This is a genomic window from Facklamia lactis, assembly GCF_015863205.1.
In the GTDB taxonomy this organism is placed as follows: domain Bacteria; phylum Bacillota; class Bacilli; order Lactobacillales; family Aerococcaceae; genus Facklamia; species Facklamia lactis.
Genome location: NZ_JACBXQ010000003.1, coordinates 79,428 through 100,408 on the forward strand (window position 1 = coordinate 79,428; position 20,981 = coordinate 100,408).

Here is a 20,981-nt window from a genome sequence, read left to right on the forward strand (position 1 = left end):
ATTACTCTCCTTCCGGTAAGTATTGCTCAATCATATCATCTTTAATACGTTTTAATTCACTCTTAGGTAAGATTGAAAGTAATTTCCATGAAATTTCTAAACTTTCAAAAATGTCACGATTCGTTTCAAAACCTTGGTTAACATAAAGTTTTTCAAACTCATCTGTAAACTCTACATATTTTTTATCGACGTCTGATAAGGCTGATTCACCTAAAACAACCGCTAATTCTTTTGCTTCTTTTCCTTTAGCATAAGCAGAGAAAAGCTGATTCATTGTCGCAGCATGATCTCCTCGTGTCTTACCTTCACCCGTACCCTTATCCTTCAAACGTGAAAGTGATGGAAGCACATTAATTGGAGGCTGTACTCCTTGATTATCCAATGAACGATCGAGAATGATTTGTCCCTCGGTAATATAACCTGTTAAGTCAGGAATTGGATGCGTAATATCATCTTCTGGCATGGTTAAAATCGGAATTTGAGTAACAGATCCTTTACATCCAACTAGACGTCCAGCACGCTCATAAAGGGTCGATAAGTTGGTATATAAGTATCCTGGATAACCACGACGACCTGGCACTTCACGACGAGCTGCTGAAACTTCACGTAACGCTTCACAGTAATTGGTCATATCTGTCATGATGACTAAAACATGCATGTCCTTTTCAAAAGCGAGATATTCGGCAGCTGTTAAAGCAATTTTAGGCGTTGCTAATCGCTCAATCGCTGGGTCATTCGCTAAGTTAACAAACATTACTGAACGGTCAATCGCTCCTGTTTCACGGAATGATTCCATGAAATATTCGGCCTCATCATAGGTAATTCCCATTGCTGCAAAGATAACAGCGAAGTTCTCTTCACTATTTAATACGGTAGCTTGACGAGCAATCTGAGCAGCTAATTCTTTATGTGGTAAGCCTGAACCAGAGAATACAGGTAATTTTTGTCCACGAACCAAGGTATTTAAATGGTCAATCGTTGAAATTCCAGTCTGAATAAATTCATCTGGATAGTCACGCGCCATTGGATTAATAGCCTGGCCGTTAATATCAGCAAATTTTTCAGGAATAATTTCTGGACCATTATCCATAATATTACCCATTCCATCAAATATGCGTCCTACAATGTCCTCTGATAAAGCAAATTCTAATGGTTTTCCTTTGAAACGCGCTTTTGTATTTGACAGCTTCATATTAGAAGTTCCACCATAAATCTGAACAACTGCTTTACCTTCTTGAGCTTCTAATACTTGGCCCATCCGTTTCTCGCCATCATGCATTTCAATCTCTACTAATTCATCATAGCCAATATCTTCTACACCATCTACAATCATCAGAGGTCCATATAGGTCTGAGATATTCGTATATTCCTTAAACATGATGTGAACCTCCTTGCTCTAAGACTTTTTGAAGACTATTTACAATATTTTCCTGAATTTCATCGAGTTGAGTGATGTTTTCTTCCGGTATAAACTTAGCTCGTGCAATTTGTTCACGAACTTCTGAAGTTCCATCCATAATCTCCTGATAGTATGCTCCCAACTCCATCGCTCGACGAGACTCATCTTCAAAAGAAGTAATAAGTTTCAATAATTTCAATTGTTTCTGCTCTGAAGTAGTTGTATCAACCTCATCAAACGCATTCTGTTGTAAGAAGTCTTCACGGATCATTGCCGCAATTGCCAAGGTTAATTTATCTTTCTCAGATAGAGAATCTAGACCTACTAAACGAACAATTTCTTGCAAGCTGGACTCTTCTTGAAGTAAAGCCAAGCAATGACGTACTTTTTCTCCCCATCCTGCTTCGACTTGTTGGTCATTATGAGACTGTACATCAGCTGAATATTGAGAATAAGAATCTAGCCAGTTAATCGCTGGGAAGTGTCGTTGTTGTGACAATTTAGAATCTAGGCTCCAGAATACTTTCACGATACGCAAAGTGTTCTGAGTAACAGGCTCCGAAGTATCTCCTCCTGGAGGCGAAACCGCTCCAATAGCTGATACCGAACCAACTCGTTCATCCGATCCTAATACTTTCACCAAACCAGCACGCTCATAGTATTCTGCAATACGTGATCCTAAGTAAGCTGGATATCCTTCATCACCTGGCATTTCTTCCATACGACCTGACATCTCACGAAGCGCTTCAGCCCAACGAGAAGTCGAGTCTGCCATAATAGCAACGGAATATCCCATATCACGGAAATATTCTGCAATCGTAATACCAGTATAAATAGAAGCCTCACGAGCGGCCACTGGCATGTTAGACGTATTAGCGATTAAGATGGTTCGTTGCATAATGGATTCGCCCGTTTTAGGATCGACCAATTCTGGAAACTCATTGATAACATCCGTCATCTCATTTCCACGCTCACCACATCCCACATAAACTACCACATCTACATCTGCATATTTAGCAATTTGATGCTGTACAACTGTTTTTCCTGCTCCAAATGGACCTGGAACCGCTGCTACCCCACCTTTAGTGATAGGGAAGAAGGTATCAATCACCCGCTGACCTGTTTTTAAAGGAGCTTTGGGTGTTGTCTTTTCTTTATATGGACGCCCAATACGAACTGGCCATTTTTGCATCATGGTTAACTCACGATCACCTTCGTTTGTTTCAACTACACAAACTGTTTCAGTAACAGTGAATTCGCCTGATTCAATCGATTTAATGGTTCCCTCAACCCCAACAGGTACCATAATGCGGTGCTCAATAATATTTGTCTCATCAACCACCCCAATAATATCCCCTGCAACAACTTGATCGCCGACTGATTTAGAAGGTTTAAACTCCCATTTCTGATCACGATCTAAAATTTCAACATTTGTTCCTCTTACTAAAAAGTTACTTTCAGTTTTCACCATGAAATCTTGTAGTGGACGTTGGATTCCATCAAACATTTTAGTTAATAATCCAGGTCCTAATTCTACTGAAAGAGGATGTCCGGTTGCTGTAACTGGTTCACCGGGTTTAATACCTGAAGTTTCTTCATAAACCTGAATTGATGCGATATCTTGGTGCATCTCAATGATTTCACCAGTTAATTGCAAATTCCCTACATAAACAATTTCACGAATAGAAGAATCTGCCATATCTTTAGCCTTAACTAAAGGTCCTGAAACTTCAGTAATGATTCCAGTACTCATATAATTCCTCCTTTTATAAGATATTTTGTCCGATTGCTTTTTCAACATTCGCATTCACTTTAGCTTTTCCAATACCCTCTGATCCCTTATGAGTTGGGATTAAAATAACTGCCGGTGTAGGTAAGGTGTCAAAGTGACGAATTGTATCTGGTATTTCTTTTGCTATATTCTCTGTCATTAAAATAACGCCAAATTTTTCCTCAGCCAATTGATGAAGAATTTGTCTTGCTTCATCTCCTTTAGTAACAGGAAAAACTTCAAAGCCCAACAATTTAAAAGCAAGGACGACATCACGGTTCCCTACTACTGCCATTTTATATGCCATGAATTGGTCGCATCCTTTCTTTAATTAGACTTGAATCTAATTGGTTTTCTTTTCCAATTAAAATTAAACGTACATTATCTAATTCATTTTCTAAGAAATAGAGATAAGTTAAGACTGGCATCGGACCAAAAGGTTCAAATGAATAAGATCTTAAAATTTCACTGAACTCTTTTTGAATGACTGCGGTATTTTCAGTTGGATTAACTGTCTGATTATGTAATTGATCCCAAATCGGATCCAAATTAATCATATATTCCGCTGTTTGGTAAGAATCAACCAAACCATTTAAATCTTGATTACGCCAATTTTCAATAATATCATCACGACTTACAGCACCTTGATCAGATAAAGCCGCAAACACGAAAGATTTACTCTGTCCTTGGTTATAAGCCCTTACAAATGTTAATAGATTTTGAAAATCAATTTTCATTTTAGTAAAGCGTAAGACATCAGGATGATTTATCTCTTCTGCATTCTCACGAATATGATGCAAATAAGCGGTATCCATAATCACTTCAATTGAAAAAATATCATTTGTATCTTCTACGGAAGTAATCGCATCATAAACTGCTTGTTGCAGAATTGGATGTAAATCTTCATTGACACCTTTGGATTCAACCACTTGTTTCAATTGATCGATACTATAACTACCGATTGGAATAAGTAGATGTTCACAATCTACATTTAAGTAAGTTTGTTTAATCAACAATTTCAAATTATGATATGTATATTTCAAACTAAATATTTCAATCACTCTTGGGTCTGGACACGCCTCTAAAAGTTCGCGATAAACCAGCTCCAATCTTTGTTGAAGAATCGGTTCAAAATTCCGTTCTCTTTTAGCATCGTCTGTTACAACATATGCACTCTTAGAAAGATAATCTAAGACATTATCGACTGAGTCCATCTGTAACATCGTATCATAATCAGAATGTGTCAATAGTTGGGCTTCATAGAGGCGCAATGTCGTATTAAGACCCGAATACGCTAACTCTGTCATAATTAGCCCCCCTTAAGCTTTCAATTCTTGTTCTAGTTCAATTAACAGCTGAGGTGTAAGTTCATCCACTACATCTTCAAATGTATAATTTAAATTTATGCCATCTTGTGACAACATAAAACCGGATTTATCAGCTAGCAATTGGTCATCAAAATTTATTTGAGGATATTGTCCTCTAAGTTGTTGTTTTAACTCTTCATTCGCAAATGATTGTGAATTGGCACCTAATTTTATTGTAAATGGTGCTTGACTATCAATCTTACCAATTGCAGTGTGAATAAGTTCCACAAACTTCTCAGGTTCTAATTCATTCAATTTAGGTACAACTGCACGAATAATATCCTTCAACATAGCCTGTTTATGAGACAAACGACTATTACGTAATTCATTCTCTAAAGATTGTTGTTTGATTTCCATACGACGTGTCTCTTGACGTTCAAAGTGATTCTGTTGTTGCTGAGTTTGTTCAGCAAGTTTAGCTTTGAATTGGTCAAGCTTTTCCGTCAATGCTTGTTGATGTTCTTGAACTTTGGCTTCACCTGTGGCTTGAACTTTCTCCATTATTGTTTTTTGTAATGTTTCGATATTCCCCACAAGCTCGTCCTCCTTAACCTTGAACTAATAAGAATGAGAATACAAATGCTAAGATCGCGTATGTCTCTACCATTACCGCATAAATAATTGCATTAATAACTTTCTCTGGACGCTTAGCCAAGATTTGCATACCTGCTGCAGATACTTTACCTTGATATTTACCAGACATCCAACCAACAAAACCAACTGGTAGAGCAGCAATTAATAATTTAAGTCCTAAAGCTAAATCCATTGCTGGATCTAATTGTAAGAAGATCAAGAAACCAATCGCGAAACCATAAAGTCCTTGTGTACCTGGTAATAATTGTAGAATTAAAGATTGAACGAATTTTTCAGGCTGATCTTTTGTTAGAGCGGCCGCTGCAGAACCAGCTTCTCCTACACCTATCGAAGATCCAAACCCTGAGAAAACTACTGCTACTGCAATACCTAAAACTGCTAAAATATAACCACCGTGTTCTTGCATGAATTCCATAAAAAAACCTCCTAAAGTTTATTTAATATTTATATGTTTACCTAAAAGTTTTAATGGCGCAAATGCTCTTCCGCCACCCTCGTAGAACTTTCCAAAGAACTCCACGAAAATCAAACGCGCAGAATGCACGTAAGCACTCAACATTGATAATCCAAAGTTAAATAATTGTAATGCTATGATTAAAAAGATACCAATTGAGAAACGAGCTACAGGTGGTAAATAGGCTACTAAAATATTAAAGGCTAATGCAATAGACCCACCTGAAATACCCAAGGCCATTAAACGACTATATGACACAATATCTCCTAAATAGCCCGAAACACCATATAAGTCATATAGACCCGCTGCCAATCCAGCAGCTTTATTTTTACTTTTAATAATTGCAATACCTAGGATCGTTAAGGCCGCTATTGCTGACATCCATAAACCGACCTGTTGTAACGATTGAATATTAAACAGCATTGGACCAAGCACAGCCACTAAGAAACCAATTAACATCACGATCCATGCTGCCCCACCTTTGACGGCTTCTAACCGGTCATTCTTCCAATTAATCATTGTATTTAGAACTAATCCATGAATAATTTGAATTAAACCTAAAGCAATAGATAGCGCTAATACTTCAATCACATCTTCCGTTGGAGAAAGTAAACGGAATGGTAAGGATTCACCAAAGAGCGATCCATAAATTAAGCCCCATAGCATCGCCGAGTAACTCAGATAATGGAAGAAGCGAACATTCTTCCTCATTCCAGCATCTAAATTAAAAGCTTTAAGTGCAATAAAAGTTCCGACCCATAATAGCATTCCGTAACCTAAATCGGCAATCATCATTCCAAAGAAAATCCAATAATAAGGTGTCAATGAAGCGGATGGATCAAAACCATTGTATTTTGGTAAGCCATACATTGAAGTGACTGTTTCAAATGGTTCGACAAAACGATTATTTTTTAATTCAACTGGAACCTCTTCGTACTCTGATTCTTCAACATCAGAAACCTCGATGTAGACATTCGAGCCTAAGGTTTGTTCAATCTTATTAATAACGGCCGATGCTTCATCAGCTACTACCCATCCCTCAACAGCAAAAAGGCGCTCTGTTGATAATGCTAAGTCTTGAGCTTTTTCTCTCTCCACTTTAGCATAGAGCATCTCCTCAGCTATTTTTAATTCTTCATACTCTGCTTTCATTGTCGAAATCTCTTTACGAGTTTGAGTTGCTTTATTTCTTAAACTTTCAGCTTTAGCATGACGTTCTTGTAACATATTAGCTGGTAAATCAGTGAATTTATATTCTAAGGCTTGAAAACGATTATGCGCTAACACTTGATTCACCTCGTACGCATCATCAAGATCAGCTGCCATCACTAGGCCTATTTCATCTTTATTCTGATAAATCTCTTCGACTAATAACTTTGGTTCATTTTTTATTGCATTGATAAACTCATTATCGCTAGTCTGCGGAATTGTCCCAAGATACAATTTAGTGTGTTTGTAAGCTTCATCATTATATTCTGGTAAAGCTTTTAAATTCCGCCACTTGTTGAGAAAGTCTGCTTCATTATTCAAAGATTGTAATTCTGAATCGATCTTCTCAAGAGTCTGTTTTTGTTCCCAGACCTTTGCCGTAATCTGATTTACTTCCTCCGCTTGGTACTGATTTTCAAGCTGAGCATATGACATATCAGATAAAGGAGTCAAATACTTTTCTTTGAAGCTAGCTGCAGGTAAGTAACTATCTAAAAATCTCATTGCTGAACGTACATCTTCCAACTGATCCTCAAACTGAGAACTTGTTTTCTTTTCAGCATTGAGCTCAACAGCCAAGTCTGTAGGATCAATCGGTTTGACTTCGACCCTTTGCAAAACTTGGAGTTCCTTCATTAAAAGGTTGCGATTACTCTCTTCAACAATAGCAGATAATTTAGCCATTTTCGCTATTGCCATATTTGTTCCACCACCTTTTTAGCAATTTTCTGTGCAAGTTCTTCACGTCGGTCCGTCAGGTCTTTTTCAATTTCTTCGATTTCGGCCTGATTTTCCTGTCTCAATTTAGCTTCAGTGACACTAAATTTACTTTGAATCGATTCTTGAACTTTTGCTCTAAACTGAGCAAGCTCATCATCGGCTGTTTGCTGAAGCCCTTGCTTAGTGTCTTCAAATTTCTTATTCATTTGAACAAGTCTTTCTTGATATTCAGCCTCTTTACTTGCTGATAATTGTTCAAGTGAATTAATTTGGTCAACTAAGTTTGCCATCACTTCACCCCCTATATTTTGATATTATACACGAAACGGAAATCGTTTACATCAGTTTTCATAATATTTTTTAAAATTTCATGAGAGAAATTCCCACTTATTCCATTTCTACAATGACTTTTTTTCAGAAAAACTGAAGAAAATACGACCCATATTTAAATTTAACATGAATTTGTATATAATGGAAATATATTTGTGAAAATTATCTTAAGAAAGAAGGTTTCAAATGATTAAGTTGATTGCAACAGCTGAATCAATTGAACAAGCAAAATGCTTAATTGATATTGGTATTGATGAAATTATTATTGGGGAGGAAATATTTGGATTAAGACTCCCCGGTTATTTTACCATTGAAGAAATGGAAGAAATTAATGACTACGCTTTAAAAAATGATAAACATGTGATAGTAGCCATGAATGCTATTTTACATAACGACAAAATAGCTCAAGCGAAACCTTTTTTAAAAATGATTAAAAATATAGGTATTCAAGAAATCATTGTAGGAGACACTGGGCTTATTCAAATTTTAAAAGACCCTAACTATGCTCTTCCATACCTTTACGATGCCGCTGTTTTGGTCACGAGTGCCGGTCAAGTAAATTTTTGGGCGAAGTATGGGGCCAAACGTGCCCTCATCGCCAATGAAGTCCCCTTTGTTGAGCTGAAAGATATTTCTCCATTGGCTCAACTCCCTCTCGTTTATCAAGTATATGGAGCGTCTTGCATTCACCAAAGCAAACGCCAGTTATTAAAGAATTATTTTAATTATATTGGGAAAGAGAGCCAAGAAGTAACCGATCGCCAACTTTTCCTTTCTGAACCTAATAAAGAAGATACTCATTATTCAATCTATACAGATAGTCATGGGACTCACATCTTTGCGAACAAGGATCTCAATTTACTTGCCTATCTTGAAGACTTGAATCGTATTGACGTACAAAACTGGTATATCGACGGATTGTTCAATCAGGGAAGAAATTTTATTGAGATCGCAGACAGCTTTGTCAAGGCACGAAACCATATTCTAGAGGGTACTTTTAATCCTCAAATTATACAGGATTTAAATCAAACAATCAGGGTTTCTCATCCACAAAATCGTGAATTAGATACAGGCTTCTTTCTTTATGAAGCAGATCAAGTAAAGTAGGTGACAATAGTGAATAAAATCCATTTAAAAAGACCAGAACTGTTAGCACCAGCTGGAACACTAGAAAAATTGAAAACAGCTATTCATTATGGAGCAGATGCTGTCTATATAGGCGGGGACGCATATGGACTTCGAAGTCGAGCAGGAAACTTTAGTTTTGAGGAAATGGCTGAAGGTGTTGCATTTGCTCATCACCACAAAGCTAAAGTTTATTTAGCAGCTAACATGGTCACTCATCAACACAACGAATTAGGGGCGAGTGATTTCTTCAGAACGATTCGAGATATTGGCATAGATGCTGTGATTATCTCGGATCCTGCTCTAATGCAAATCTGTGCAATGGAAGCTCCTGGCTTAGAAATGCATCTCTCTACTCAACAATCAGCAGTCAATTATGAAACTTTAAATTTCTGGCAAGAAGCTGGCCTTACCCGCTGTGTTCTAGGCAGAGAGGTCTCTATGGCGGAAATCAAAGAAATTCGCGCCAATACTTCCGTTGAAATTGAAGCTTTTATTCATGGGGCCATGTGCATTTCATATTCAGGACGTTGTACCTTATCCAATCATATGGCTAACCGTGATGCGAATCGTGGTGGTTGTTGTCAATCATGTCGTTGGCAATACGGTTTATTCGAATTACCAGAACTTGACCATAAGAAAGCGGTCGGAGCAGGAGAACCAGGTATCAAAGAGCCGTTCTCCATGTCGGCCGTCGATTTAGGTATGATCCACCATATTCCTGATATCATTGATGCCCAAATAGACTCTCTAAAAATTGAAGGTCGAATGAAGTCAATTCATTATGTTTCAACCGTTGTGAACGTCTATCGAAAGGCCATTGATTCCTATCTTGAAGATCCTGAAGCTTATTCATTTAAGAAAGAATGGGAGGATGAGCTATGGAAAGTTGCCCAGAGAGAGCTAGCGACTGGTTTCTTCTATAATGAACCCAGTGAAAATGAACAATTATTTGGTAAACGTCGTCGTCGTCCTCATTATACCTTTATCGGTGAAGTTCTTGATTACAATCCTGAAACTCAAATCGCTACTGTTCAACAGCGAAACAACTTTAAGGTAGGAGAAAAAATCGAATTCTACGGTCCTGGCCTTAATAATCATGAAGAGACCCTTGAATGTATGTGGGATGATAAAGGAGAACAAATCGAGGTCGCTCCACATGCGATGCAAATTGTCACAATGAAAGTCAAACAGCAAGTTGCCCCACACGACATGTTAAGAAAAGCTTTATAATTTAAATAAAAGACTTAGACAGCTGTCTAAGTCTTTTATTTCTTTTATTGACGATCATCATTTAAATAACGAGAAAGAAACGCTTTTGTACGCTCATTTTGAGGTTGATTAATGACTTGTCGTGGATGACCTGTTTCGACCACATATCCCTTGTCCATGAATACAACTCGTGTAGAAACATCACGAGCAAAAGACATTTCATGAGTCACCACAATCATGGTCAAGCCCTCTTTAGCCAATTGACTCATCGTATCCAGTACTTCTCCTACCATTTCCGGATCTAACGCAGAAGTAGGCTCATCAAACAATAGAACTTCAGGACCCATCGATAATGCTCTGGCAATTGCTACTCTTTGCTGTTGTCCTCCTGATAATTGGTGCGGCATCGCTTCGCGATAAGGAGCCATTCCAACTTTATCCAAATTTTCCAGCGCAATCGCTTCAGCTTTTGCTTCTGAATAACCTAATATTTTTTTCTGACCCAATATGCAATTTTGTAAAACATTCATATTTTTAAAAAGATTGAACGATTGAAAAACCATTCCAACTTTCGCTCGATAAGAGGTTCTAGAAAAACGACTATTTAAAATGGATGCTCCGTGAAATAGAATATCTCCTTTTGTCGGTTCTTCTAAAAGATTAAGGCATCTTAGCAAGGTCGATTTTCCTGATCCGGAAGACCCTATAATCGATATCACTTCTCCACTTTCCACTATAAAATCTATATCTCGCAATACCTGATGATCTCCATATGATTTTTCTAAATGGACTACTTCTATCACTTTATTTGCCATCTTTCTTCAACTCCTTTGGATCTGGATATGATGACGAGGTGTATACTTGATAATTGTCAGTTCCTTCAAGCTTTGCTTCAAAGAAGTTTAAGAGACGGGTAGCAGTAAATGTCAAGATAAAGTATATCACTGCTGCAATAAAGAAAGTCTGAAACGTCATATAAGTAGAGCCAGAAACAGAGCGAGTCACAAAGAATAGCTCCGTTACTGCGATAACATTTAAGACGGATGTATCTTTAATATTAATGACGAATTCATTTCCGAGTGTTGGTAGAATACTTTTAATTGCCTGAGGTAGAACAACATGTGTCATTGTCTGCACGTGATTCATTCCAATCGCTTTAGCAGCTTCACTTTGTCCCTTATCAACACTTGATATCCCCCCACGGATAACTTCCGCTAAATAAGCTCCGGTGTTAATGGAAACAATCAAAAGTGCAGCTACCATAGAACTCATGTCAAGATCAAAAAATAACTTTGACCCGTAATATATTAACATGGCTTGAACCATCATCGGCGTTCCACGAAAAATCTCTATATAGGCAAGAACTATCCAATCCCCAATCTTATGCAAGCCATAAAGTAGAGGATGAGCATTCTGTTCCACTGGAATTGATCGATAAATTGCAATCAACAAGCCAATTAAGAATCCAACAAGTGTTGCAAATGTCGCAATTAGTAGAGTGACCAGTGCTCCTTTTAGAAATTGACCGCTATAAGTCGACCATAGTCCTGCTACCTCAGACCAAAAGCCTGCTGATTCACCTCTTTCATTGAGATTAACCATTTTTTGCATTAAATCATTACGATCCTTCTCCGAAATCTCTGATAAAGCTGTATTAATTGAATCAAGCAAAGGTGATTCTTTACGCAGACCAATTGCAATAGAAGTATCAATTTCTCCTGTATCAAAGCCTTGTCCTTCTTCAAAGTTAATATAAGTGAGAGCTGAATTAGCTGCAGTAGCAGCCATTGCCCCAGGTCTTTCAGAAACGTAAGCATCTGATTTCCCACTTAAAACAGAGGATATCATAGTGGGAAAAGAATCCATTGCTGTTTGCTGATCAACACTAGGAATCTGTTGAATTAAGTCATAGTGAAAAGTATTTAATTGACCTGTGACTTTTGCCCCTTCAAAATCTTCCAACGCTTTAGCATTAGCAAATTGACTTTCCTTTTCAACCACTAGGACAATATCGGACGTATAATACGAATTCGAAAAATCAATTTGCTCTTTACGTTCAGGTGTAGGTGACATCCCAGCAATAATGGCATCAATTTTTCCAGATTGAAGAGCCGGAGGCAACCCATCCCACTCCAATTTAACAATTTCTAGACCCAGGCCTAAGCTTTCAGCTAGCTGTTTTGCAATCTGAACATCATAACCATTTGCATACTCACCTTCTGAGTTTGAAATTGGCACAGCACCATTTGCAGCTGTAGTCTGTGACCAATTAAAAGGCGCATAGTTGGCTTCTAATCCTACTTGAAGCACTCCTGGTTTTTCAAGTCCTTCCTCTTGTGCTAATACAGATGGTAAGAATACCATGTAAATTAAGCTAATAATTATTGCTATTTTAAAACTTATCTTTTTCAATTTATTTTCTCCCCTACTCCACAAGAAGTAGCCAAATATTATTGCTACTTAATGTATCACTTCATTCTCACTCTATCGTTACCTAAATAGTGTAATCATCCTAAAAAAACCTGCCGCACAAGCTATTCCAAAACTAAAAATATTTTACTCACAATTTTTTAAAAATACTAATAATCGAATAAAAATAACAGCGTCTATGATTGTAGCATCTGAAACTCTCTTGAGCAACCAGTCATCTCATACCGTCTCTAAACTAAATCATTGAAAATAAAGTATAATGAACCTTTCAAATATTTTCAAGAGTTAAATTAAAAAATGATTAGATGTCTAGAAAAATTTTTACGATCCATAAATTCTCAAGGGCTTTTTCCCTTAAACTCTAAAACACTCCTGTCACATTTCTTCATCAATAAATGCAATAGGAGTGTTCTAATTTTATTATATGTAAACAGATTCCCCAACAATTATTACTATTTCTATGAACTTCTAAACGATTAAAAAATCTCACAGCACATTACTGTGATAAGTGTTCCTTAAGATAAGCAATAAAGTGTTTTAAAACTTGAATCCTTGCATACTTCTTTTGATTGCTTGCGACTATATACCAAGGCGCATAGTCAGTATCTGTACGCTTCAGCATTTCGTTCATCGCTTCAATATATTGCGGTGTCTTATCTCGGTTACGCCAATCTTCAGCTGTAATTTTATAATTTTTAGCCGGTTCTTCCATTCGATCTTGGAATCGACGCTCCTGCTCATTACTATCAATATATAAGAAAAATTTCATAATTGCTGTATTATGATCGTAAAGTGTTCTCTCCATCTGATTAATCTCATCATAGGCTCTTTCCCAATCACGTTCAGGTGCAAACCCTTCTACTCTCTCTACTAAAACACGTCCATACCATGATCGATCAAAAATAACCATCTCTCCATCCTTTGGAAGCTCCTTTTGAAAACGCCATAAATAATGAAACGTATCTTCTACAGAATCAGGAGCATTGATCCCATAAATTTTATAGGAACGAGGGTCTATGTAACGAGTTAATCGTTTAATCGCTCCTCCCTTTCCTGCAGCATCCATTCCTTCAAAGGCTAAGACAATCGGAATGTCTTCACTGTAACATTGGTAAACTAATTCAGCGGCTTCTTCTTGCAATGGTTGAAGCTCTTCCTCATACGCTTCATCACTAATTGTTTGTGTTAAATCAACCTCTTCTAATAAACGATAAGTCTTTTCGCGATCCCGGCTGACTGATTCTTCTTGCTGGCGCATTTGAATAATTCTTTCCATGCCATTATTTATTTCTTCAATCACAATTCCAAGAGCTGTTTTTGAAGCTAATTTTCGGTCTTCCGCTCCAATAATATGCCATGGACTATATTTTTGATCGGTCGCGTCTAGTACTTGATCAAACCAATCTTGATACTTTTCATAATCCTCGTTCTGCTGATAATCTTCGTCTGATAATAAAAGCTTAGCTCGTGAAGATTTTTCTAATTCTTGAATTCGTTTCTTTTGGTTCTTTTGCGTAATGTTTAAGAAAAGTTTTATGACAATCGTGCCATTGTCAATTAAAGTCTTCTCTAACTCAGATAGTTCTCGCACCCGTTGGTCTAATTTTTTCTGATTCTTTTTATCATGATTAAAAACATGGTAATAGAAAGATCGGTCATAAACTACGATCTCTTGATTAGAAGGAATCTTTTGCCAGAAACGCCATGATGCTGGATGTGCCTTTTCAATATCATTTGCTTTTTCAAAGACTTCTACTCTAACATAACGGGGATCGAGCTCTCTGGTCAGATCCTTGATAATTGCTCCCTTTCCCGACGATTCCCACCCATCTACTAAAATTAAGACAGGTATTTTTAGACCTTGAACAATTCGTTGCAATTGATCTAGCTGTTCTCCTAATTCCGACCGCTTAAATGAATCAAATCTTTTATCCACTTTATCAAAATCAAATTCTTTTAACATTTCCCGCTCACTCCCTATCGTTTATAGTATTGAAACGCCTTCCTTGGATCGCCATTTTCTAAATAAATAATGCCACATTCTACAAAAGACAGCTTATTTAAAAGATGAATCATGGGACCATTATCTTGGTGGGTATCAATTTTAATATTTGGATATCGATCTTGTGCCCATTTTAATAGATACCGTCCTGCTCCTCTAACCAGCCCATTACTGGCAATACGATGAATGGTAACATACTCATCTTCATTCAACCAAGATCCTTCTATTTGATCGTAACAAGGATCTTTACCCGGAATTAAAGCCATAACGGCAAGAAGAGTCTCGCTTTCTTCTACCTCTAAAACATAAAGGTGACCTGCTTGATAATCTCGTTCAATTTGTGCCTGTCCTGGATAGCCTGCTTCCCATTGTTGTAAATTACCAGTCTGTAACTGAAAAGAACGTCCTAAATCATAAATTGCTTGTAAATGTGGCAAATCTTGCTTATTTGCTTTTCTAACCTTCCACTTTGTCATTATCCATCCCCTCTTTCTCAAAAGGATCCTGTACATAATCCACAGCCACCATATATAATCCTTGCGCAGGAGCTGTGGGTCCAGCCTGATTACGATCTTTTATCTCTAACAACCTTTCCATCTCGTCTACTGGTTTCAATCCATCACCAATTTGTAAAGCTGTACCCACTATAATTCGAATCATATTATACAAAAAACCATTTCCATGAAAATAAAAAACCATTTCCTGAGCTTTTTGATCTTCTTCTAGCTCTAGTCGATAGATCGTTCGAACTTTGTTTTGCTTGTCTGTTTTAGTGGAACAAAAACTAGTAAAATCATGCTTGCCTTGTAAAGAGACTAAAGCGGCCTGAATTCTATCAAACGAATAAGGATATGGATGGTGGGTAGTATAATTGCGTTTAAAAGGATCGGGAAAACGTTGAGTGTCTACCCGATATTTATAATGTTTCCCTATGGCATCATATCGAGCATGAAAATCAGCTGAGACTTGATTCGCCTTAATGACTCTAATATCATCTCTCAAAATACTATTTAAAGCCATCATCAGATTATGAGGTGCGATCTGCACTGGATAATCAAAATGAACGACTTGACCGAGAGCATGAACCCCTGAATCAGTCCGTCCCGATCCTGAAGTGGGAATATGCTCATCTTTCGGTAATTTCGCCATTAACTTAAGTGCTCTCTCAAGTTCTGATTGAATCGATTGACCATTGGGCTGTACTTGATAACCTACATAATTACTACCATCATACTCTAACTTTATTGCGTAACGGGGCAACGATTCACCTCTTTTCTATTTGTTTTCTATTATAAGCTTCCTTGTCAGACTTGCAAATCAAACACAAAAAAAGCTAATAGTGATTAACTATTAGCTCTTTTAGATCAAATTTTATGATTGTTTCTTCTTAACCGTCCATCCTATCCCTAACACTCCCATTACACTTGAAATCCCTGCCCAAACTTTAGAATTCCATAGAGGTTTTTCGCCTGTTTCAGGTAAGATAGAAGCCTCATCTGTCTTCATTACTGAATCAAAAGCTTCTCCCGCTGGTATTGTTGTTCCACCTTTAGGTGTTAGAGCCATATAATATTTAGTCAAGTCATTTTGCCAACTTAATAACTTTTCATTATTTGGCTGATTGTATATTTTATTCTCTACTTCTTCAATCAAAGCTAAAGCTAACTCATAATCAAAATCAGGCCCTTGATAATAATCCTCAAGGTGGGCCATTTTTTCTTTCAAACGCTCTAAATAGAATAGCACATCTTCAATGGTAATAGTCGACCCCTCATTAACAATTGGTAACTTGTCCTCTGGCTTCGGATGGTCTTTGACCTCTGTGATGGGAACCATTTTTTCACCTACCTCAATAATTTGGTCAATTGGATCCAGATAAATTTCACCCGAAATAGGATTAATTAACCCTGGCACACCTTGTTGGATCAATCGTTCGATTCCTTTAGGTAAAGCTTCATTGATTTGATAAATCCATTCAAAAGCTAATTCAACGGGACCATATTCCATAATACTATTAATAGGCTGTGTAAGCGTAATAAGACTTCCATCTAAAGCTAAATTGGCTTTTCCTTCTTCTCCCTCTTGAATCACTTTCACCTCATTTATTGCTAAATTTGGATTAAAGATTTTTTCGATTTCGAAAGGCAACTTAACTAAGTCTAACAGTTGAACTAAAACCGAAGATTCTTCACTTTGATTGCCAAAATCATCATAGACAAAAAATGTTAACTCCTTACCAATATGATCTTTTGCAATGGAATAAAGTAGTTGTCCGGAAACAAAAATAGGTTCAAAAGAATCGTATGTTTTGTCTACTCTACCAATCATATCGTTTCCAGCCCATAGCTCTACATAGTTCATATTATCGGTAAAATCAATTGCAAAATATAAGAGATCCTCATCCTCTCCGAAGACTTGTTCTAACTTTATTTGAGGTGCTTCTCGATCCACACGTATCCGATGTCCTACTTGATGTTGAATGAATTTCCCACTAGGAGCTTGCACATAAGCAATCGTTTCAATCAAATAGAGGCCATTCTTTTCAAAATTTTGTAATGGAATAGGACTGTAAAACTCTACACTTTCATCTATTTCTTCAAAAGCAACCGGTTGAAAATCTAAAACTAATTCTCCCGTATCAGTTAGCACACGATATTCAATATAATGAACCTTTTGATAATTGTTAATCATCCCTTTCAGTTCAACCTCATCTACATTTTGTCCAACTCCCATGTACTCCCATGGAGAATTTGTCGTAACAAGAGGCAAATCAATGGTATCTAGTTGTGATTCATCGACATATTCATCTAAGTTAACAGGCTTTTGCCCATATTGTTTAAATCGAGTCTCTTCCACGACTGGTACTTCAGGACTTGGAGTTTGATTTTCATTTGTTAGAGGTAAAACTGTTAAGCTACCATCAACTCCTACCTCAAACTTGACTTTATTTCTGGAATTATCATATGCGTAGATTATTAATGGCTGGTCTAAGTAGTTCTCATCTATCTTCCAAGTAAATTTTTTCTGTAATAGTTGAGGCGTTTCTTCTTTATTAACAGCTAACCAATCAATTAGTTCACCTTCTTGGCTATAAATTTCATAACCATAGATACCAGATAAATGGTCTTCTATATCAAGGTAAAGAAATTGATCTTCTCTTTCAGCAACCAGTTCGACAGGAGAATTATCTAAAACAATATTAAATTCATATCGTTGAGTAATTGCATCCTTCATATCGATTTTACCCTCAATAATATATCGATATATTCCTTCAGGTACTTTTTCACCAAATGTATTTGTATAGTCCCAACCTGTTCCCATTAAATCCTGAAGAAAATTATACTCATTTTGATAAAGACGGTTCACTTTAGTCACGCGATTTTGAATGACTAAATCTCGCACTTTATTACCTAAATGATCTTCAACACTAAAACGAACATCTACAGCATTTCTTAAAAATGATAATATTGGGCTAACCGTATTCTTATAGCCTTCTTGTGCATGACTGTTAACAAACACATAGGGAGCTTCCTCAATATTCCAAGCATTATAAAACTCCCAGCCCTGATCAAGCCGTTTATTTACAAAGCCAGTTTTATCAAGATTTCCATCCTCATACACTATCGGTTTAAAATTAACCTGATTTTCTGAAGCAAAATCAACCATCTGATCAAGGATTGGCAAAGCATCCCAATCGCCTTTAAATCCAAAGAATGGTACGGAAAGTGGACTAACCGAATCATCAGAGCTCGTCAAGAAAAAATAACCTTGAACATATTGATTCTGATCGATTCCGAATGTACTAATTAGATGGTTAACTGTTGCTTGCTGACCTGCTTTAACCGTAAGGCTTCCTAATGCTCCTTCATGAACAAGTTCTGTTGTTTCTGTATAACGGCCACTAGGTCCTACCTTATCTTTTAACAAAGCATAGGTCAGTTGATAAGTAATATCTTTTTTGCCATAATTCTGCAAAAATAATTGAACATCAAATTGTTCAGTGACTTCCTTAAGCTCCAATTTACCATCTTTGCGTGTATCCGTTTGGTTAGTTGCGATAACCGTCACATGATTATTCAATGCATTAAAAAGATTTAAAAGGCCTGCTCCTTGTTGAATAGGACTATAGTAACTTGCACCTGCATCTAGCGTATTAAGTTTTGGAACAGCTGTATTCATCAACATCAACATGACTAAATCATCCTGAAGTGGATTATTACTTATTTGTGTTTCGTTTAGTATCCCTTCTTCATAAAGACGCTGCATTAAGATAGCAGCTGCTCCTGCAATATGAGGGGTTGCCATTGAAGTTCCAGACATTCCCTGATAACGATCATCGCTCATTAGAGAATAAATATTACCTCCAGGAGCTGATATATCTGGCTTAAGGGTTAAATCTGTTGCAGGGCCCCAAGAAGAAAACTCACTTAAATTATCTGCCGTTTTAACAGGAAAAGGTAAGAGATCTTTAGAGATTTTAACCGTAAGGGCATTCTGTTGTTTTGATAGATCAATTAAACGCAAACCTGAATCTCGAGTCACAAACATAATGGGAATCGTTGGATTTTCAATTCCTGTCATTTCAAACGTGTCTTCCGCGTCCACGTTGTCATAAATTATAATTCCTGCTGCTCCATGATCTCTTGCTAATTGATATTTTTCATTGAATGAAATCTCACCGCGCTCCACTATCACCAATTTCCCACTCAAATTAAGAGGTCCACCTATTTCACTAATAAAATATTCATAATCTAGCGAAGTCCCTTTGCCTACTTCCATTAAAGGTAAATAATCAGTGACCCCCTCCGGATAGGTAAAACTTCCTATAAATTTTTCAGTTTCTCCTCCAAATTTAGCTTCAACATATCGACGCATCTGACTTATATTATCAAAAGAACCGACGGAAAGTGAATCTTCAACATTCGCTGGATAGCCTCCTAAACCATTATCAGGGTTAGATGCTAAATTGGTATAATCTGTTCCCCAAGTTGAATTACGATCATTTCCTGCAGCAATAACTGGCAATATGCCTTTTTCTCGCGCTTTCTGAATCACATAAGCCATTGGAGTATCTCCTTGCATATTGAAGCCACTCGGCATTCCTAATGACATATTGATAATGTCCGCCCCTAATTTAATAGAATCATCAAAAGCCTTCAGCCACACGTCTTCATAAACAGCACTATTAATTTGATCTTCCGAGAACGCCTTCATTAATAACAGTTGGACATGGGGAGCTATTCCCTGTATTCCACCTTCTTCAAGTTTGCCATTCGCACCTATCGTTCCCGCAACATGATTGCCGTGTTCATCCGTTGACAGTAAACTATCAACATTATCCGCATAATTATACCCATACACTACCTTATTAGAATACCACTTCCCGGGTAAATCAAGTTCTTTAATCATGGTTTCCATTTCAGCTTGATCATAACGTTTTTCAATATCATCTGCTAAAATAAAATCCCGATGGTAAGGATCAAATCCCGTATCAATCACTGAGACTAGAATATTTTCTCCTTTGTATTTGGACTGATATTCCGATAACAAATCCAATCCAATTAGTTGTCCGGAATTAACCATATTGGCTTCTGCTACAGGAGCTGTATATTCTTTTTGAATATTAACCGATAAAATATGTTCCATATTCTTTAATTGTTCAATCGTAGATTGCGATACAATCGCTGAAAAACCCGTAAAAATTCCTGAATAGTCCTTCTCTTTAATTAAGGTTGTTCCCTGTAAAGCGAGGAGATCTCGAATTTCATTATAGCGAGCAATGACCTCAGCTTCACTTTCTTTCACAGCCAACTGGTAGTCAGGATGATGTCTATCAGTTACTTTATCGATGGCAGATAAAGTATCAGTTTGAACGATCACTCGATACATTTCCTCAGTCATATTTTCCGAGTCATTATCTGGATCAACCTCGCCATGACTTATGATAGGAATCTCGTTTGTAGTATTCTGAGGAGTGCTTTCAATTGGCTCAGACAAAAAAACTTCCTCTTTGTTTTCAGTGTGAGTAACCTCTTCTTCGAAGATAGTCGTTTCCTCTAAATTCCCCGGTTCTGAAAACGCTGTCATTTCTTCAGTTAAAGGAGTCTCAACGATGTCTACCGTTTCAAATGTTCCTATTGAATTCTCTTCTTCCTCTAGCAAAGGAGCCATTCTTACTTCTACCGTGCTATTCTCTTCAATTGTCTGTGCCTTCACTTCTTCCAAAAATCCTACTGTCAGTAACGCCCATCCACATACACCCACAAAACCCAGTCTGTTTTTCAAAATACTTCCTCCTTCAATCCTATCATCTTCTTAACGTTCTGAGCACTAACAAATATACCTTACCAGAAAATGTATGCGTTTTC

At 37.1% G+C, this 20,981-nt stretch carries 16 protein-coding genes; 2 read left to right on the forward strand and 14 right to left on the reverse strand.

Going from position 1 to position 20,981, the window contains the following annotated elements; genetic code table 11:
* Nucleotide 1: 1 nt before the first annotated feature.
* The 8 genes from HZY91_RS05845 to HZY91_RS05880 are packed head-to-tail and all read right to left on the reverse strand — an operon-like array spanning nt 2 to nt 7,804.
* Nucleotides 2-1,378 (reverse strand): V-type ATP synthase subunit B, encoded by a 1,377-nt coding sequence (locus HZY91_RS05845; RefSeq protein ID WP_197115342.1) that lies wholly within the window; start codon nt 1,376-1,378, stop codon nt 2-4.
* The gene (locus tag HZY91_RS05850) at nt 1,371-3,152 is read right to left on the reverse strand and encodes a V-type ATP synthase subunit A (RefSeq protein ID WP_197115343.1); all 1,782 of its coding nucleotides are present in this window, start codon (nt 3,150-3,152) and stop codon (nt 1,371-1,373) included. The genes HZY91_RS05845 and HZY91_RS05850 overlap by 8 nt, the downstream gene beginning before the upstream one ends.
* Nucleotides 3,153-3,165: 13 nt before the next feature.
* The gene (locus HZY91_RS05855) at nt 3,166-3,477 is read right to left on the reverse strand and encodes a V-type ATP synthase subunit F (RefSeq protein WP_197115344.1); all 312 of its coding nucleotides are present in this window, start codon (nt 3,475-3,477) and stop codon (nt 3,166-3,168) included.
* A complete protein-coding gene (locus HZY91_RS05860; protein WP_197115345.1) occupies nt 3,467-4,477 on the reverse strand; it encodes a V-type ATPase subunit in 1,011 nt (336 codons plus the stop codon). The genes HZY91_RS05855 and HZY91_RS05860 overlap by 11 nt, the downstream gene beginning before the upstream one ends.
* Before the next feature lie 12 nt (nt 4,478-4,489).
* A complete protein-coding gene (locus tag HZY91_RS05865; RefSeq protein ID WP_197115346.1) occupies nt 4,490-5,071 on the reverse strand; it encodes a hypothetical protein in 582 nt (193 codons plus the stop codon).
* 13 nt (nt 5,072-5,084) lie between these two features.
* The gene (locus tag HZY91_RS05870) at nt 5,085-5,546 is read right to left on the reverse strand and encodes a V-type ATP synthase subunit K (RefSeq protein ID WP_197115347.1); all 462 of its coding nucleotides are present in this window, start codon (nt 5,544-5,546) and stop codon (nt 5,085-5,087) included.
* Between the two features lie 18 nt (nt 5,547-5,564).
* Nucleotides 5,565-7,493, reverse strand: a complete 1,929-nt coding sequence (locus HZY91_RS05875; protein WP_197115348.1) for a V-type ATP synthase subunit I — start codon at nt 7,491-7,493, stop codon at nt 5,565-5,567.
* Nucleotides 7,484-7,804: a hypothetical protein gene (locus tag HZY91_RS05880; protein WP_197115349.1), complete on the reverse strand. Its 321-nt coding sequence runs from the start codon at nt 7,802-7,804 to the stop codon at nt 7,484-7,486. The genes HZY91_RS05875 and HZY91_RS05880 overlap by 10 nt, the downstream gene beginning before the upstream one ends.
* A 226-nt stretch (nt 7,805-8,030) precedes the next feature.
* Between HZY91_RS05880 and HZY91_RS05885 the strand changes: the two genes are divergently transcribed.
* Both HZY91_RS05885 and HZY91_RS05890 read left to right on the forward strand, forming a co-directional pair.
* The gene (locus HZY91_RS05885) at nt 8,031-8,951 is read left to right on the forward strand and encodes a peptidase U32 family protein (RefSeq protein WP_197115350.1); all 921 of its coding nucleotides are present in this window, start codon (nt 8,031-8,033) and stop codon (nt 8,949-8,951) included.
* A 6-nt stretch (nt 8,952-8,957) separates the two neighbouring features.
* Nucleotides 8,958-10,202, forward strand: coding sequence for a peptidase U32 family protein (locus HZY91_RS05890; protein WP_328752283.1), 1,245 nt, complete (start codon nt 8,958-8,960; stop codon nt 10,200-10,202).
* A gap of 44 nt (nt 10,203-10,246) precedes the next feature.
* Here the strand turns inward: HZY91_RS05890 and HZY91_RS05895 are convergent, their stop codons facing one another.
* The 6 genes from HZY91_RS05895 to HZY91_RS11150 form a co-directional block, all read right to left on the reverse strand.
* Nucleotides 10,247-10,996, reverse strand: coding sequence for an amino acid ABC transporter ATP-binding protein (locus HZY91_RS05895; protein ID WP_197115351.1), 750 nt, complete (start codon nt 10,994-10,996; stop codon nt 10,247-10,249).
* Nucleotides 10,986-12,593 carry an ABC transporter permease subunit gene (locus HZY91_RS05900; protein ID WP_438940306.1) on the reverse strand — a complete coding sequence of 536 codons (1,608 nt, stop codon included), beginning with the start codon at nt 12,591-12,593 and terminating at the stop codon, nt 10,986-10,988. Before HZY91_RS05900 ends, HZY91_RS05895 begins: the two co-directional genes overlap by 11 nt.
* 514 nt (nt 12,594-13,107) lie before the next feature.
* On the reverse strand, nt 13,108-14,574 hold the full coding sequence (locus tag HZY91_RS05905) for a phosphate:AMP phosphotransferase (protein WP_197115352.1): 1,467 nt from the start codon (nt 14,572-14,574) through the stop codon (nt 13,108-13,110).
* A gap of 14 nt (nt 14,575-14,588) precedes the next feature.
* Entirely contained in the window at nt 14,589-15,089 is a 501-nt protein-coding gene (locus HZY91_RS05910; RefSeq protein WP_197115353.1) for a GNAT family N-acetyltransferase, read from the reverse strand.
* Nucleotides 15,070-15,873, reverse strand: a complete 804-nt coding sequence (gene truA, locus HZY91_RS05915) for a tRNA pseudouridine(38-40) synthase TruA (RefSeq protein WP_197115354.1) — start codon at nt 15,871-15,873, stop codon at nt 15,070-15,072. The genes HZY91_RS05910 and truA overlap by 20 nt, the downstream gene beginning before the upstream one ends.
* Nucleotides 15,874-15,984: 111 nt before the next feature.
* Nucleotides 15,985-20,898 carry a S8 family serine peptidase gene (locus HZY91_RS11150; protein WP_197115355.1) on the reverse strand — a complete coding sequence of 1,638 codons (4,914 nt, stop codon included), beginning with the start codon at nt 20,896-20,898 and terminating at the stop codon, nt 15,985-15,987.
* Between the last annotated feature and the right edge of the window lie 83 nt (nt 20,899-20,981).